This window comes from Daejeonella lutea, assembly GCF_900168015.1.
GTDB classification, from domain to species: Bacteria; Bacteroidota; Bacteroidia; order Sphingobacteriales; family Sphingobacteriaceae; genus Daejeonella; species Daejeonella lutea.
Genome location: NZ_FUYR01000001.1, coordinates 964,992 through 981,970, shown reverse-complemented (window position 1 = coordinate 981,970; position 16,979 = coordinate 964,992). Strand labels below are relative to the sequence as shown.

At 40.5% G+C, this 16,979-nt stretch carries 16 protein-coding genes; 8 read left to right on the top strand and 8 right to left on the bottom strand.

What is annotated here, in order from left to right; all coding sequences use genetic code 11:
- Positions 1–59: 59 nt before the first annotated feature.
- From B5X60_RS04305 to B5X60_RS04295, 3 genes are all read left to right on the top strand, one after another.
- The gene (locus tag B5X60_RS04305) at positions 60–614 is read left to right on the top strand and encodes a hypothetical protein (RefSeq protein ID WP_139377356.1); all 555 of its coding nucleotides are present in this window, start codon (positions 60–62) and stop codon (positions 612–614) included.
- A gap of 89 nt (positions 615–703) precedes the next feature.
- Entirely contained in the window at positions 704–1,243 is a 540-nt protein-coding gene (locus B5X60_RS04300; RefSeq protein WP_139377355.1) for a DUF3347 domain-containing protein, read from the top strand.
- Between the two features lie 182 nt (positions 1,244–1,425).
- Complete coding sequence (locus B5X60_RS04295; RefSeq protein ID WP_079701412.1) at positions 1,426–2,715, top strand: citrate synthase; 1,290 nt, start codon at positions 1,426–1,428, stop codon at positions 2,713–2,715.
- Positions 2,716–2,753: 38 nt separating this feature from the next.
- On the opposite strand, the gene B5X60_RS04290 is transcribed toward B5X60_RS04295, so the two are convergent.
- The 5 genes from B5X60_RS04290 to B5X60_RS04270 all read right to left on the bottom strand — a co-directional run bounded on the left by B5X60_RS04290 (position 2,754) and on the right by B5X60_RS04270 (position 7,474).
- Complete coding sequence (locus B5X60_RS04290; protein WP_079701411.1) at positions 2,754–3,758, bottom strand: DUF3667 domain-containing protein; 1,005 nt, start codon at positions 3,756–3,758, stop codon at positions 2,754–2,756.
- Position 3,759: 1 nt separating this feature from the next.
- Positions 3,760–5,001, bottom strand: coding sequence for a nucleoside permease (locus B5X60_RS04285; RefSeq protein WP_079701410.1), 1,242 nt, complete (start codon positions 4,999–5,001; stop codon positions 3,760–3,762).
- Positions 5,002–5,086: 85 nt separating this feature from the next.
- On the bottom strand, positions 5,087–5,683 hold the full coding sequence (locus tag B5X60_RS04280; protein ID WP_079701409.1) for a bifunctional nuclease family protein: 597 nt from the start codon (positions 5,681–5,683) through the stop codon (positions 5,087–5,089).
- A gap of 38 nt (positions 5,684–5,721) precedes the next feature.
- Positions 5,722–6,699, bottom strand: coding sequence for an electron transfer flavoprotein subunit alpha/FixB family protein (locus B5X60_RS04275; RefSeq protein ID WP_079701408.1), 978 nt, complete (start codon positions 6,697–6,699; stop codon positions 5,722–5,724).
- Positions 6,700–6,736: 37 nt separating this feature from the next.
- A complete protein-coding gene (locus B5X60_RS04270) occupies positions 6,737–7,474 on the bottom strand; it encodes an electron transfer flavoprotein subunit beta/FixA family protein (RefSeq protein WP_079701407.1) in 738 nt (245 codons plus the stop codon).
- Positions 7,475–7,518: 44 nt separating this feature from the next.
- Between B5X60_RS04270 and B5X60_RS04265 the strand changes: the two genes are divergently transcribed.
- Together B5X60_RS04265 and chrA are read left to right on the top strand one after the other, a co-directional pair.
- On the top strand, positions 7,519–7,854 hold the full coding sequence (locus B5X60_RS04265) for a hypothetical protein (RefSeq protein ID WP_079701406.1): 336 nt from the start codon (positions 7,519–7,521) through the stop codon (positions 7,852–7,854).
- On the top strand, positions 7,855–9,057 hold the full coding sequence (gene chrA / locus B5X60_RS04260; RefSeq protein WP_079701405.1) for a chromate efflux transporter: 1,203 nt from the start codon (positions 7,855–7,857) through the stop codon (positions 9,055–9,057).
- 21 nt (positions 9,058–9,078) lie between these two features.
- On the opposite strand, the gene dnaB is transcribed toward chrA, so the two are convergent.
- The gene (dnaB, locus tag B5X60_RS04255) at positions 9,079–10,638 is read right to left on the bottom strand and encodes a replicative DNA helicase (protein ID WP_079701404.1); all 1,560 of its coding nucleotides are present in this window, start codon (positions 10,636–10,638) and stop codon (positions 9,079–9,081) included.
- 287 nt (positions 10,639–10,925) lie between these two features.
- On the opposite strand from dnaB, the gene rlmB reads away from it, so the two are divergent.
- A complete protein-coding gene (gene rlmB, locus B5X60_RS04250) occupies positions 10,926–11,711 on the top strand; it encodes a 23S rRNA (guanosine(2251)-2'-O)-methyltransferase RlmB (RefSeq protein ID WP_079702297.1) in 786 nt (261 codons plus the stop codon).
- On the opposite strand, the gene B5X60_RS04245 is transcribed toward rlmB, so the two are convergent.
- Both B5X60_RS04245 and B5X60_RS04240 read right to left on the bottom strand, forming a co-directional pair.
- Complete coding sequence (locus B5X60_RS04245; RefSeq protein WP_079701403.1) at positions 11,704–12,786, bottom strand: mannose-1-phosphate guanylyltransferase; 1,083 nt, start codon at positions 12,784–12,786, stop codon at positions 11,704–11,706. The genes rlmB and B5X60_RS04245 overlap by 8 nt on opposite strands.
- 15 nt (positions 12,787–12,801) lie before the next feature.
- A complete protein-coding gene (locus B5X60_RS04240; RefSeq protein ID WP_079701402.1) occupies positions 12,802–13,767 on the bottom strand; it encodes a KpsF/GutQ family sugar-phosphate isomerase in 966 nt (321 codons plus the stop codon).
- Positions 13,768–13,861: 94 nt separating this feature from the next.
- On the opposite strand from B5X60_RS04240, the gene recQ reads away from it, so the two are divergent.
- Positions 13,862–16,048 carry a DNA helicase RecQ gene (recQ, locus tag B5X60_RS04235; protein ID WP_079701401.1) on the top strand — a complete coding sequence of 729 codons (2,187 nt, stop codon included), beginning with the start codon at positions 13,862–13,864 and terminating at the stop codon, positions 16,046–16,048.
- Positions 16,048–16,860 carry a 3-deoxy-8-phosphooctulonate synthase gene (gene kdsA / locus B5X60_RS04230; RefSeq protein WP_079701400.1) on the top strand — a complete coding sequence of 271 codons (813 nt, stop codon included), beginning with the start codon at positions 16,048–16,050 and terminating at the stop codon, positions 16,858–16,860. The genes recQ and kdsA overlap by 1 nt, the downstream gene beginning before the upstream one ends.
- Positions 16,861–16,979: the final 119 nt, after the last annotated feature.

The window sequence follows — 16,979 nt, the reverse complement described above, 5'->3', positions numbered from 1 at the left end:
TCATTGGCACAAACCTTGTTTTAAGTGGGCCTGGGCTAAAAAGCTCTGTTTACTCAATTATGAAAAGAACAAAATTACTTTTTGCTTCTGCAGCAGCTGCAGTAGCTATTCTCATTGGATCATCAAATTCTAATGCGCAGACCGCTCCTGTGAATGATGGAGATTCAAAAGCAACCCGTTTAGGTATTGGATTAAGTGCGGGAATACCCACAACAGATGGTTATAAATTCGCATTTGGTGGGGACCTGAGATTACAGCAGGATTTTACCAGTAATGTATCAGGTATTTTGTCAGTTGGATATAATACGTTTTCACTAGAATCGGGGCCTGCTGCAACTTCATCGGTCGACAATATTGATTTCATACCTGTAAAAGCAGGAATTAAAGTATTTCCTGTTGCACGATTTTATTTCTCTGGCGAAATTGGAGCTGGATTTGGAACGCGAGATGGGTCAAAAACAGCATTCATCTACGCTCCGGGAATTGGGGTAGGAACTAACACAGGAATTGATATCGGCTTGAGATACGAAGGAATGACAGGAAATTCGGCCATAGGTCTTAAAAATCCGGGACAGGTTGCTCTCCGTCTGGCATACGGATTTAACCTAAACTAATTTTGAAAGTCCCGCAGATATGCGGGACTTTCTTGTTTTTAAACAACACATTCATCTTTAATAACGATATTTACAAAAAATCAGATAGTATGAATTTACGATTAGTCATCTCAGCCTTATTAATAGCAGGAGCGCTTACCTCATGTAACCAAACTGCGGAAACGAATGAATCAAAAGTTGCTGACAGTGCAGCAGTCGGATCCGCGCCAGCTGCGGATCTTAAAGACGAAAACAGCCAAACCGTTTACAACGATTATCTCAAGTTGAAGGACGTTTTAGTTTCGTCGGATGCCTCCGGCGCCAAAGCTGCGGGTAAGGAATTGGCAGCTGCATTGAGCAAAATTGATGGCTGCGAAAATACTTCAGCATTAGCAAATAAGATTGCTGAAGCAAGTGACCTTAAAACTCAAAGAATGCATTTTACTGCACTAAGCTCCGATATAGTTGCACTGATGAAACATACTGATGTGAATTCAGGCGCTATGTACGTTCAGTTCTGCCCAATGGCAAATGAAGGAGAAGGAGGCTATTGGCTTGCAGCTGAGAAAGAAGTTAGAAACCCTTACTACGGTGATGAAATGCTTAACTGCGGATCTGTAGAAGAAACAATTGGTACTGGCAAGAATTAAAACGGTCATGTGAGCAATTTTTCTCTTCTCGTTTAAATTAGTGGCAATTAATTTTGGATTAAATCTTTGATTGCCAATGTTTATACATTGTCATTAACAAAAATATTGCAAAACCTTTCATCAAAATTGCCACATAAATGAGCATAATTATTAGTTTTGTCTAATAACTATTATAAACCAATATGTCTGAATCAGCATCCTTAAAAATAGGAGACAAAACATACGATTTACCAATAATTGAAGGTACTGAGGGTGAAAAAGCAATAGATATTTCGAAACTTCGTGATCAAAGCGGATTTGTCACCCTGGATTCTGGTTACAAAAATACTGGTGCAACTAAAAGTGCAATTACTTTCCTCGATGGCGAGGAGGGCGTGTTGAAATACAGAGGATATGCTATTGAGGAACTTGCAGAAAAATCTACTTTTTTAGAAGTCGCATATCTTCTCATTTACGGTGATTTGCCTAGTCAAACTCAGCTGGATGCCTTTCAGGCTGATATCTCTAAGCATACTCTCGTTCATGAGGATATGAAGAAATTCTTCGATGGGTTTCCCTCAAAATCTCATCCAATGGGCCAGTTGTCCTCCTTGATTTGCTCACTTTCAGCATTTTATCCTGAATCTTTAAATTCCAGACAAACCGCCGAGGAGCAAAATCAGACGATTATTAAGCTTTTGGCGAAGATGACCACGGTCGTTTCCTGGATATACAAAAAATCGCTGGGCCATCCTGTAATATATCCACAGAACAATCTGGGTTATGTGAGCAATTTTCTAAACATGACATTCGGACAGCGTACTGAGGATGTGGAAATTGACCCGGTATTTGTTTCTGCAATGAACGTTTTGTTCATTCTGCACGCTGATCATGAACAAAATTGTTCGACTTCAACAGTTCGGATGGTGGGATCTTCGGAATGCAATCTTTATGCGTCAATTTCTGCCGGTATTTCTGCATTGTGGGGCCCACTTCATGGTGGTGCGAATCAGGCTGTTATAGAAATGCTGGAACAGATTAAAAATGATGGCGGCGATACCGACAAATGGATCAATAAAGCCAAGGATAAGAATGACCCGTTCCGTTTAATGGGATTTGGACACCGTGTGTACAAGAACTTTGATCCACGCGCTAAAATTATCAAGAAAGCATGTGATGACGTTCTTGATAAATTAGGGATTGATGATCCGGTTCTCGATATTGCTAAGAAACTAGAAGCTGCGGCTTTAAGTGATCCTTACTTTGTTGAACGTAAGCTTTATCCAAACGTTGACTTTTACTCGGGCATTATTTACCGTGCATTGGGTTTTCCAACTGATATGTTCACTGTTTTATTCGCACTTGGCCGTTTGCCTGGATGGATTGGACAGTGGAAAGAAATGCGTGAAAACAAGGAGCCCATAGGTCGACCAAGACAAATTTACATAGGCGAGACTCTTAGAGATTATGTCGAGCTGAAAGATAGAAAGTAAAAAAAAGCCGGTTCAAATGAGCCGGCTTTTTTTATGACCTATGCCAAGCTTATCGCGATAGCCATTCCAACTACTTCGGTAATAACCAGTGATAGCACGAACAATATAGAAATTGTAAAAAGTTTCATGACGGTTTTCCATCTTGATCGCTCATATACTGTCCTTATAGATCTATAGGTATACCAAATCAAAATGGCGAAGAATATTAGTTCAATAACTTCACCCCAGTTTGCAGGCAGTACATATTGCAAAAATTCGGAGACAAAAAATGTAAAGAATGCAAACGAAAAGAGGTGTATTGTATAGATCAAATGTTCCAAATATAACTTCTTATTCCGTCTGAAATTCAACATAAGGAAAAAGGCAAACAAGGGCATTAGGAAAAATAGGAGTTTCGGAAAATATTTATCTTTGAAGGCGGCTTTATCAAAAGTGTGGCCAGTCTTTTCTCTATATCCCACCTTTAGCTCTTTCCAAAATTTAGTGATTTTATCATCTCTAAGGGAATCAGGCAAAGCTGCTTGGCGGTTATGATACGATGTAATGTTACTATCCGCGGCAGTTAGGTTTATTCTCCGGTAGGTCTTAAGAATTTCTTCATCTGAACTTCTTTGCTTTTCGGATTCTTCGTGTTTTACCGCTGAATCTAATCTCGCAATTTTATTGAGTTGAACTGAATAACTGTCAAGTCTGAAGACTTTATACATCGCTTCTTTTTCGTCTACGTCCTGTTTGTTAAATACTGGAGCAGAAAGAAAATATACTAAGGTAATGAAAAGGTACAAACTGATTGGAGGAATATGTGATGCCATCCGGCCATCCATATAGTCTTTTGTCAGCTGCCCTGGTTTGGTAAGAAATGGCCGGAGGGTTTTCTTAAACTTCGAATCATAGTGAAAATAATGACCTACGCCATGACTCACAAAAGCCCAGAAAGGTTCCTTAATTTCGATATTCTCTTGTCCGCAGTTACTGCAAAACTTGCCATTAACAACTTGTCCGCAATTAAGGCAGTTATTTTCCTTACGGTAATGTTTTGACATTTTAATGCTTTATCGCCTTCAATTGATCAGGTACATGCTTGTATTTAAACACAAAGGGGAAAATTATCGCTAGAAGTAACGCATAACCTGCGAAGGTGAACCAGATACTTTGCCAGTCCCGAACTCCGCCACTTGTAAAGAAGTCGACAACCCAGCCGCTCAATATTCCGCCAAAAAATGCCCCCAGGCCGTTTGTCATCAGCATGAATAATCCCTGAGCACTTGCACGGATAGCGGGATCAGCCTCCCTTTCTACGAATAATGATCCGGAAATATTGAAGAAATCAAATGCCATTCCGTAAATAATCATGGACAATACGAGCAACCAAAGGCCATCGCCCGGATTTCCTATTCCAAATAAAGCAAATCGCAAAACCCAGGCGATTATACTGAACAACATGACCGTACGAATTCCGAATTTGTATAGAAAGAATGGAATAGTGAGTATAAATAGGGTTTCAGATATCTGCGAAATCGAAAGTAATAAATTCGGATGCTCAACACCAAACGAACCAGGATAGGTGTTTTTAAAATCATCCAAAAACGAGCCTCCAAAAAGATTCGTAATCTGCAGGGCAGCACCAAGGAACATTGAGAATATAAAGAAGATAGCAAGTTTGCGTGATTTGAAAAGCACAAGTGCATCCAATCCAAGAGTAGACGAAAAACTTCTTGCGTCGCCTGATTTGAGTGGTGGTCGGGGAGGCATGGTGAAGGAGTAAAGTCCTAATGCCAGAGACGCGGCAGCACTGACATAAAGCTGCATGGGACTTTTTGTTAAGTCCAATAAATCGACTACCCACATTGCTGCAATAAACCCAATCGTTCCCCACACCCGAATAGGTGGGAACGATTTTACAATATCCATATTATTTTTCTCTAAGGCATTGTAGGATACAGTGTTAGCCAAAGCGATTGTCGGCATATATGCCATGCAATTAAAAAGCATGATAATGTAGAGTGAAGGGTAATCTTCGATTTGGGCTGCAAGAAAAAGGAGCAATGCCCCTGCAATATGACAGGCTCCTAGTACCCGCTCTGCATTGAAAAAACGATCGGCAATGATACCCATTACAGCAGGCATAAACAGCGAAGCAATACCCATGGTGGCAAAAATACTGCCGACCTCAACACCCGTGAAATTGAGGGTAACAATCATGTATCCGCCAAGGGATATTAGCCATGATCCCCAGATAAAGAACTGCAGGAAGTTCATGACAATTAGCCGTAGTTTTATATTCATATTTTGCGCAATTTATTGCAAAAGATAGAACTAATTTGGAATATAAACCAATCGGATATTAAAAGTTTGGCGAGTACGCTAACGATCAGGACGATCTTCTTTTTGAAAGTTCGTCACGGATCTTCGCAGCTCTTTCGTAGGCTTCGTCAGCAAGGGCTTCCTTTAGCTTGACTTTCAGTTCGTCTTCACTAAGTGAACTATAACTCAACGCCGCTGGGGGTGTTTTTTCTTCTGGTTGAGGTTCAATATTTTCCAGGAATACAAACTCATTTCCTTCAATCACGATGCCTGCAGTTGCGAGAATAAATTCATAGGTATAGATCGGACAATCAAATCGAACTGCGAGCGCAATTGCATCAGAAGTTCGTGCATCTATTTCCGAAACTTTCTTCCCATCACTACACATGAGTTTAGCATAAAAAATCCCGTCTACCAGGTTGTAAATAATAACTTCTTGTATAGTGACATTATAAGTCTCAGCCAAGGATTTGAAAAGATCATGGGTGAGGGGGCGGCTGGGAGTCATCTTTTCTATCTCAATGGCGATTGCCTGCGCTTCAAAACCGCCTATAATGATAGGTAATCTTCTTCTGCCATTTACTTCGCCAAGCACCAGGGCGTATGCTCCTGACTGTGTTTGACTGTAAGATAACCCAACTATATCTAATTTTAACTTCTTCATCAAGAAAGCTTAACACGTAAGAAAATCACGCAGAGAATTTAAGAATGTGATTTATAAGCTTTAATAGCCTCTGTTAATTTCGGCACTACTTCAAATGCATCGCCGACAATGCCATAATCAGCAACCTTAAAGAATGGAGCCTCAGGATCTTTATTGATAACAACAATTGTCTTAGATGAACTGACACCGGCCAAATGCTGAATAGCCCCGGAAATCCCAACAGCAATATATAAATTCGGGCTAACAGCAATTCCTGTCTGACCAACATGTTCTTCATGTGGACGCCAGCCTGCATCGGAAACCGGCTTAGAACATGCTGTGGCAGCACCAAGCACATCAGCAAGTTCTTCTATAATATTCCAATTCTCCGGACCTTTTAGTCCACGGCCGGCTGAAACGACTAATTCAGCGTCTGGGAGGGCAATTTTGTCAGTAGCTCTAACGACATTTGTCACTTCAATTCGTAAATCCGAGTTATTTATTTCCGGATTGAAGTCTTCGATTGTAGCTTCAACCGGTGATTCATTGACTTGGTAGGAATTAGGGTTTAAAGCGATCACTTTTTTCGCAGAATTGAATTCTACCATAGCAAACGCTTTACCAGAGAATGCTGTTTTTTTGACGGTGAAGCTGTTATTTTCGATTTTTGGAAGATCGACCGCTGAATCAGCCAATCCCGCCTGTAATTTCACTGCGATACGGGGCGCGAGGCCTTTACCGCTAAAAGAATTTGCAAGTATCAGTATGTCGGAGTTTTCTTTATTAGCTGCATTAGTAATAACTGAAGCATAAGCCTGGATCACAAAGGACTTTAATTTATCATTGTTGACATTCAGTACCTTTGCAGCACCAAATTTGCCAAGTGAAGTTAATTCATCCTTGCCGACATCACCAATCGAGATTGCAATCAATTCTGTGTTTAACAAAACGGCCACCGATTTGGCGTAAGAAACCACTTCGTATGTTGATTTCTTAAACTTGCCGTCTGCATTTTCTACATATACTAAAACTGACATATTTGATCTTTTTCCCTGGAGGAGTTTAATTATTTCGTTAAATAACTTTTGCTTCTGTATGTAATAAATTTACAAGCTTTTCTGTTTCGTCAGATGATAACATCGTTACAGAGCCGCGTGGAGCAGGGGTAGTGTACGATTTAAATGTCACCAATTGCTCTATATCCAAAGCTTCTATCACCTGTAAAGGTTTTGTCCTGGCAGACATTATTCCGCGCATGTTAGGAATCTTCGGTTCTGCAACTCCCTCGGCACAACTTGCTACAAACGGAAAATCAACCTTGATTACTTCTTTTCCGCCTTCAATTTCCCTTTCTAAACTGGCACTTGTACCGTCAGCATCGAGCTTTTTTATAATTGAGGTTGAAGGAAGATCGAGAAACTCACCGATCATAGCGCCAACTTGAGACCCATTATAGTCAATTGATTCTCTTCCTGTCAGAATTAGATCAAATCCATTAGTCTTCGCATACTCTGCTATCTGATATGAAACGAAGTAGGCATCGCGCGGCGCGGCATTTACACGTACTGCGTCGTCTGCACCGATGGCCAAAGCTTTTCTGATTGTCGGCTCAGCTGACGCTTCACCTACGTTTATTACGGTAACTGTGCCTTTTCCTCCTTCAGATAATTCAATCGCCCGCGCTAAAGCAATCTCGTCGTACGGATTCAATATATATTGTACACCAGCGGTATTGAATTGTGTATTATCACTGCTAAAAGTTATTTTTGTTGTGGTATCGGGGACATTACTGACACAAACTAATATCTTCATATAGATTCTGTTTTTACAAATCTACTCAAAAAAGCGAAATTAAAATGCATCAAATACGATTACTGAAGCTGTTGAATTTCCTCGAAAGCGAGCCGAATGACCCCTTTTTAAAATACGCACTGGCAACTGAATATCTAAACGCTAAAGAGCTGGATAAATCTTTGGAATACTACGAAGACCTTTTGATGAATCACCCTGAATACGTTGGTACATATTACCACGCTGGGAAATTGTATGAACAACTCAATCGCAAAGATGATGCAATAGCTACCTATAAAAAGGGCATGGAGGTATCACGGAGCGCAAAAGATATGCATGCTTTTTCGGAGTTACAAGGAGTGTACAATTCGATTATGGGCTTAGATTACGAAGACGATTAAATGCTCAGCAAACGCCATCTCATCTTTCTGAGCGATGTTGTTTGGTTTACGCTAACAGCATTCGGAGGTGCACAGGCTCACATCGGTATTATGCTGAAGAATTTTGTCTTCAAACGCAGATATATTACGGAAACTGAGCTGCTGGAACTAAATGCCCTAACCCAAATTCTTCCCGGACCCTCATCAACACAGACCTTGGTTGGGATTGCTTATAAAGTAGGGGGCCTCCCAATTGCAATTACTACATTCCTAATTTGGATGCTTCCATCCGCTGCAATAATGTGTTTAGCAGTTATCAGTTACACCACACTTGGGCAAAAGGAAAAATTCGAAAATGTACTCAACTTTATTCAACCCGTGGCGGTTGGGATTGTGGGCTTTGCTGCCTATCGGTTCGGCCGGGCGATATTGAAGACGAATACAGCAATTTGGCTCGCTGGTTCTTCCTTAGTAGCAACATTAATTCTTAAAAATGCTTATGCTTTCCCTATTATCATTTTGATAGGAGGGATAATTTCATCGGCAATCGATACCCCCTTTGAAGAAACAGAAATTCGAAGTAAACTTTTTTCGAAGGTTAACCCTAAAAAGATTGCCTATTTTATTGGCGTACTTTTGTTTTTCGCAGGGCTCGGTGCTATAATTAATCGTACATCGCCATTCAGCTTACCAATACGTCTTTTTGAAAATTTCTATCGAAACGGCATTATGATTTTCGGTGGAGGGCAAGTCCTTGTGCCATTCATGTATACAGAGTTTGTGGAGATGAAACAATATCTGACGTCCGATCAATTCCTGTCGGGTTATGCTCTACAGCAGGCCTTACCGGGGCCAACTTTCTCGTTTACCTCGTTCGTCGGAGCTATGACCTTGAAAAATTCGGGTTACAGTGTTTTAGGTCAGGTTTTAGGGGGCCTTATCGCTGTGCTTGGAATTAATTTACCAGGATTGATATTGATATTGTTTATTGTTCCCTTCTGGAATGATCTGAAAAAGATAACCCGAATAAAAAATTCCCTTTCGGGGATTAACGCAGTATCCGTAGGGTTTATGGGTGCTGCATTTATCTTACTTATGCAGCCTATTGGCATAAGCATGATTTCCGTTGCTGTTGTTACCGTTACTTTTCTATTACTTGTGTTCACCAAAATCCGAACGCCGTTTCTTATTCTGGCTGGTATTTTATTGGGAATTTTTTCTTAAGAACCCCCTGAAAATTTAGCATTAGAACGGTGGCTCGTCATCCAGATCGTCCATTCTCGATGGCCGTATGATGAAGTTGTTGGGCTTTTCAAAATCCTGCGATGGTGCAATACCCGCAAATGGATTTGCGTTTGCCGGGGCTGTAAAATCTTCTTCCAAATCGACAAACTTTACAAACTTTCCAACAAAACGTAATGGTACTGTACCAGTTTCACCATTTCTGTGTTTGGCAACTATTACCTCTCCAATACCTACAGTCGAACGACCTTGTTCATCCTCAGTAAGCCCATAATATTCCGGTCTGTATAAGAAAAGCACCATATCAGCATCCTGCTCAATGGAGCCCGACTCCCTTAAATCCGACAACATCGGCTTTTTACTTCCTCCAGGTCTGTTTTCAACGGCACGGCTTAACTGCGATAGCGCAAGTACGGGAACATTCAACTCCTTTGCCACTGATTTTAACGCACGCGAGATACTACCAATCTCCTGCTCACGATTGCCACCTTTCCCATCACTTTTACCATGCATCAATTGGAGGTAATCTATGATGATCATCTGGATATCATACTGAGCCTTTAAACGTCGGCATTTCGCCCTGAATTCGAATATATTTAGGGCTGGAGTATCGTCAATGAATAGGGGAGCTTCTGTTAATTTGCCAATTTTTGAGTGCAGCTGCTGCCATTCCCATTCAGCTAAATGGCCTTTTCGGATCTTTTCCTGCTCTATTTCCGTTTCGCCCGAAATAAGACGATTTACCAATTGAACTGAGGACATCTCGAGAGAGAAAAAGACAACGGGCTTGCCAAACTGAACTGCAGCATTTCGGGCACAGCTTAAAACGAACGCAGTCTTACCCATGGCAGGCCTTGCCGCAATTATTACCAGATCAGAGGGCTGCCAGCCGGAAGTTATGCGGTCAAGTGCAGTAAATCCGGAGGCCACTCCTGTAAGTCCGTCTACCTTGTCTTTAATTTTCTCCAGGTTTTCCAATGACTCACGAATAATATCATCCATTTTCCTGGAATCGCGTCGAAGATTATTTTGGGCGATATCAAACAGATTCTTTTCTGCATGGTCAAGCAGATCGAATATGTCAGTTGTATCTTCGTACGCATTACTAATAATTTCTGTGGATATCCTGATCAGCTCGCGCTGTATAAATTTCTGTGAAATTATTCGAGCATGATACTCGATGTTGGCAGCAGAGGCAACACGATTGGTCAGCTCGGTAATGTAATATGCACCCCCGATCATTTCAAGATCACCCTGCTGACGAAGTTGAGCAGTTACTGTTAAGATGTCAATTGGTGACGATTTTTGAAAAAGGAACTGAATCGCCTCAAAGATCTTTTGATGGCTGTCTTTATAGAAGACGTCGGGCTTTAATATGTCGATAACTGCAGAAAGCGCATCCTTTTCGAGCATAAGCGCCCCTAAGACAGCCTCTTCCAAATCTAATGCTTGTGGTGGTAGTTTTCCTAAGCCACTTGCGATAGTACTAAGCCTGTTTCTGCGATCCCCTGATATTGTGTTTTTGTTTCCCCGGTTAAAATCCTGGTCCTTATCTAAACTCATAACAACAAAAGTATACAAAAAAAAAACCGTAATTTTTTAAGTTTTTCACACCGTAAATTTTTAGCAAAAGACACTATTAGCAATCAAAGCGCTCAATCACTTTACAATTAACATCTTATGTGGATAAACATATCAAAACGCCAAAAATATTGCTCTGTATTTAAAAATTCGGGCTGTTTATAACTTTTTTGGTTGTTAACAAGTCTCTGGTTGCTAATGATAGATTAGTCATTTTCCCCCTCCAAATAGAAATTATATCTAACTTGGCAATTCTAAAATTAATATCAATGAACACTAACTCTTTCAATAGGCGGCGTGACGCTCCACAACATGAGTCTAACCAAATGATCTTCGGAATAAGAGCAGTAATAGAGGCCATAAAAAGTGGAAAAGAAATAGAAAGCTTGTATATCCAGCGGGGCTTAACTGGAGGAATAATACTGGAGTTAAGGACCTTGATTAAGGAGAATGACCTGCCTTTCCAGCTTGTGCCAATAGAAAAATTAAATAGACTCACACCAAAAAATCATCAGGGAGCGGTCGCATTTATATCGCCCATAACATATGAAAAGATAGAAAATGTAATTCCAGCTATATATGAAAGAGGTGAAGTACCTTTAATTCTAATGCTAGATGGAGTGACCGATGTTAGAAATTTTGGCGCCATTGCTCGAACCGCCGAATGTGCAGGTGTACACGCATTGATTGTGCCATCAAAAGGCTCGGCACAAATTACTCCGGATGCTGTTAAAACGTCGGCTGGAGCACTTTACAAAATTCCTGTCTGCAGGCATGACAGCCTTTTTAAAATAGCGAAATTTCTTCAGGAATCAGGTCTGCAATTAGTTGCCTGTACAGAGAAAACGAATGATTACCTATATCAGCCAGATTACACTGTGCCAACGGCGGTTATAATGGGATCAGAAGAAAGTGGCATCTCTACAGATCTTATCCGAATCTCCGATCACCTTGCGAAAATTCCTATGTTTGGTGAAATTGAATCACTGAATGTTTCAGTCTCTGCTGGAGTACTTCTATACGAAGCAGTCCGGCAAAAAATGAAATCTAAATAAAATCAACACCGAAACGCTGTTTCACATCGGCAACAACCTGCTTGATCTCCTGCTCGCGGTCACGCGGGCAGATCATCAGGGTATTGTTGTCTTCCACAACGATAAAATCGTGTAAGCCCTGTAAAACTACAACCTTTCCTTCCGGCACATTTACCATGCAGTTTGAGGAATCATACATTATTACTTTCTCTGAAGGAATTACGGCGTTTCCGACGTAATCTTTGTCTGCCAGCTCATAAACTGAGGCCCAGGTTCCAAGATCTGACCAGCCAAACTCGGACGGTAAAACGTAGACATTTTCAGCCTTTTCCATCACGCCGTAGTCGATAGAGATATTGGTACATTGGGTAAATGCCGTTTGTATGAAATCTTTTTCTTTATCGGTATTATAAACGGTTGCACCTTCATTGAAGATATCATTTATCTCAGGGAGGTGTTTTTTGAACGAATGGAGAATATTTTTAACAGACCAAACAAAAATGCCGGCATTCCATAAAAAATCGCCACTCTGAACAAACGTACGGGCTAGTTCAATGTTGGGTTTTTCCGTAAAAGTTTTGACTTTGTAGAAATCATCATCGATCTTTTTTGTATTGTATTGGATATATCCATATCCGGTATCAGGTCTGGAAGGTTTTATTCCAAGGGTAATCAGGCAATCATTTTCCGAAGCTGTTTTAAGTGATTTGTTAATACATCTTATAAACTCTTCGTTATTTAATATTAAATGATCAGATGGAGCAACGACAATTGCTGCATCAGGATTCAATTTCTGGATCTTATGACAGCCATATGCAATGCAGGGGGCCGTATTACGCATGACAGGTTCACATAAAATTCTGCTCCTGTCCATATCAGGGATCTGTTCCAGTACCAGGTCTGCATAGATCTCGTTGGTTAGAATAAAGATATTTTCCTGTGGAACTATGTTTCGAAATCGCTCAAACGTTTGTTGTATCAGAGTTTTTCCAGTGCCAAGGATATCAATAAATTGTTTTGGATGTGCAGTGCGGCTAATAGGCCAGAACCTGCTTCCAATTCCCCCTGCCATTATTAGGGCGTAGTTATTTTTCATAGAGTCGTTAATACCTTAAATTATACCTTCCCGAAGAAGATCGTGGAGATGTATGAATCCTTCAAATTTGGTTTTGGAACCAACCAGGATCTGAGTAATGTTATTTTTTCTCAAAATGTCTAATGCGTTCACTGCAAGTTCGTCTTTGTCAATATATTTTGGCGTTGTGCTCATAATGTCTTTCGCCAAAAGGCCTTCAATGGAATTGTTCTTTTCCAGCATTCTTCTGATATCACCATCAGTAATAATGCCAGCAAGCATTCCACCATCAACAACAGCTACTGCACCTAACCTGTTTTTAGTAATTTCAATTATGACATCTTTGACAGTAGAAGATGATACAACCTCTGGTTTTTCGTTCTGTGAAGCTAAATCACCAACTTTTAAATAAAGACGTTTCCCCAAAGAACCACCTGGATGATATTTTGCAAAATCTTCTTTTGTGAATTCCCTGCACTCCAGCAAACATACTGCCAATGCGTCACCCATCGCCAATTGGGCAGTTGTACTAGTAGTAGGAGCGAGGTTATTGGGACAAGCCTCAATTTCAACGGATGTGTCAAGAATCCAATCCGCTTGATTAGCCAAGTAGGAATTAGTGTCCCCAACCAATGCAACTAGTTTATTATCAGACTGTTTAAGTAATGGTATCAGGACCTTGATTTCCGGAGTATTGCCGCTTTTGGAAATGCAAATTACCAGATCATTATTTTGAATCATCCCCAGATCACCATGAATAGCATCCGCAGCATGCATGAAAATTGCGGGTGTTCCGGTAGAATTAAACGTTGCCACAATCTTTTGTGCAATAATTGCGCTTTTACCTATGCCAGTAACTATTACACGGGCGTTTAGGTATAAGATTTGATGTACTATCTCAGAAAAATCCTCGTTTAACTGTGTAGAAAGTCGCATAATTCCTTCTGCTTCGATCTGCAGTGTTTTTTTTGCTATTTCTAGTATTTCTTGTGGATTTTTCAACCAGATTATTTTTTAGTTAAAAAGATAATTTATGGCAAAAATATGTTATTTTGAATATTATTATGACCCATTTTTCATTTTTTCCAGATAGACAATGGAAATAAACAAATCCCTATTCGATAATCTTCAGAACTTTTTTGGGTTTGATAACTTTAAGGGGGATCAGGAAGCAATTATCACCAGCATACTGCAGAAAAAAGATACGTTCGTAATAATGCCAACCGGTGGTGGAAAGTCAATTTGCTATCAGCTACCCGCATTAATGAGCGACGGCACGGCGATCGTTATTTCGCCGCTAATTGCCCTCATGAAAAATCAGGTTGATCAGTTAAGGGCTTTCGGCGGAACTGACAGTATTGCACATTTTTTAAACTCATCACTTAATAAGTCCGAAATCACAAAGGTCAAGGAAGATGTAACTAGCGGTGCAACAAAATTATTGTATGTCGCCCCTGAGTCCTTAACCAAAACCGAAAATATTGATTTCTTAAGAGGCATATCTATTTCATTCGTAGCTGTGGATGAAGCTCACTGTATTTCTGAATGGGGTCATGACTTCCGGCCGGAGTACCGAAAGATCCGGCAGGTTATTGACAATATAGGTGATAACATTCCAATAATAGCACTTACGGCCACTGCTACTCCAAAGGTTCAGCAGGATATCCAGAAAAACCTGCAGATGAGTAATGCGTCACTTTTCAAATCCTCATTTAACAGGCCAAATCTATTTTATGAAGTACGGGCGAAAAGAGATGTTATTAAGGAAATTGTCAGATATGCAAAAATGAATTCCGGGAAATCCGGAATCGTATATTGTCTGAGTCGCAAAAAGGTAGAGGAAGTAGCTGAAGCGCTTAAACTAAATGGGATTAAGGCTCTTCCCTATCACGCCGGGCTTGACCCAAAAACACGGGCTGAAACTCAGGATAATTTCCTGATGGAAGATGTTGATGTAATAGTCGCAACAATTGCATTCGGAATGGGTATTGATAAGCCCGATGTTCGTTATGTTATCCATCATGATATTCCTAAAAGCATGGAGGGGTATTATCAGGAAACAGGCCGGTCTGGAAGAGATGGAGGTGAAGGTATTTGTGTAGCTTTTTATTCCCAAAAGGATATTGATAAGCTTACAAAATTTATGAAAGATAAACCTGTTTCTGAACGAGAAATAGGAACTCAAATATTAAAAGAGGTTATCGATTATGCCGAATCTTCAGTTTGTCGACGCAAGCAGATCCTCCATTATTTTGGAGAGAATTTCAATGAAGCAGGCTGCAATAATATGTGCGATAATTGCCGGCATCCCAAAAAGTATTTTGACGCTGAGGCACCTTTATTGAGAGCCCTGACATTAATTCGTGATTTCGGTGAAAAATTTGACGACCAGTACATTATCAATTTCATGCTAGGAGTGGATAATGCTCAGATTTCATCCTACGAGCACGATAAGTTACCATTGTTTGGATCGGGTAAGGAGGAAGGTGAAATTCTTTGGAAGTCCTTAATGCGTCAGGCGGTGTTGAATAACTTTGTTCTGAAAGATATTGATAATTACGGGCTTCTAAAGCTCACCAAATCTGGAAAAGCATTCATTGAGAATCCTTATTCTGTTAAATTTATTCTCAACTATCTGATGGAGACGGCTGAGGATGAAGTTGAAGAATCGCAGCATCAGGCTGGGGCTTTGGATACAGTGTTACTGCAGATGCTGAAGGATCTTCGTAAAAAGATCGCCAAGCAGAAAAATCTCCCACCGTTTGTGATTTTTCAGGATCCTTCTCTTGATGAAATGTGCACTCACTATCCTGTTTCTTTAGATGAGTTGAAACAAATCCAGGGTGTAGGTTCAGGCAAGGCAATGAAATTCGGCCCGCCATTCATAGAGATGATTAAGAAATATGTCGATGAGAATGATATTGATCGTCCGGTCGACCTTGTAATCAAAAGTGCGGCAAATAAATCTGCCCTAAAGGTTTCTATTATTCAAAATATCGACAGGCAGATTGCGCTTGAAGATATCGCTTCGGCGAAAGGTATTTCATATGATGAGATATTAAAGGAACTTGAAACGATCGTTAATTCGGGTACAAAGCTGAACCTGAATTATTATATCGATGAAATTATCGAGGAAGATAGGCAAGACGAGGTATTTGACTACTTTCGCGGATCGGAAGTCGATTCAATTGACACTGCCTTAGCAGAATTAGGGGATGATGACTACACCCGCGAAGAAGTACAATTAATGCGTATTAAATTTTTATCAGAGCTAGGAAATTGATGATAAGTAATATTCCCAGGATAAAGCATTCTCAAACGAATAATTTTTTCCTGATGGCGGGGCCATGTGTAATTGAGGGTGAGGAAATTGCCTTGAGAATAGCAGAGCGTATCGTATCTATAACCGATAAACTTCAGATACCGCTAATATTCAAAGGTTCTTACCGTAAAGCCAACAGGTCAAGATTAGATTCTTTTACCGGTATTGGTGATGATACAGCGTTGAAAATTCTGGCTAAAGTTGGACGGGAGTTTGATATCCCCTGCGTTACTGACATTCACGAAAGTAATGAGGCTGCAATGGCTGCTGAATATGTCGACGTCCTTCAAATTCCAGCATTTTTATGTCGTCAAACCGATCTTCTCATCGCCGCTGCTAAGACAGGAAAAACAGTTAATGTTAAAAAAGGACAATTTCTTTCTGCGGGCTCAATGAGGTTTGCTGTCGACAAAATTACTGATTCTGGTAATCCAAATGTAATTCTCACCGATCGTGGTAACACCTTTGGATACCAGGACATTATAGTTGATTACCGTGGTATTCCGGAGATGAGGGACTTCGGTGTGCCGGTTGTAATGGACTGCACCCACTCACTGCAGCAGCCAAATCAAGCAAGTGGGGTGACAGGTGGTAAGCCTGCTCTGATTGAGACCATTGGTAAAGCCGCAATTGCAGTGGGAGCTGATGGTCTTTTTATTGAAACCCATCCCGATCCTGCGAATGCAAAGTCAGATGGGGCTAATATGCTTCAACTCGACCTTCTCGAAGGTCTAATGACAAAGCTAGTTCGGATTAGGGAAGCTATTCTATAGTGGTTTGAGATCCTATGTCCCTTGTTTCGCTTGCGCCAAACTAAAAAAGCCTTTATAAGTTCAGGACCAAGTTATGGAAAAAGAGAAAACGCAATCAGAACGGTAATTAAAAAAAACGA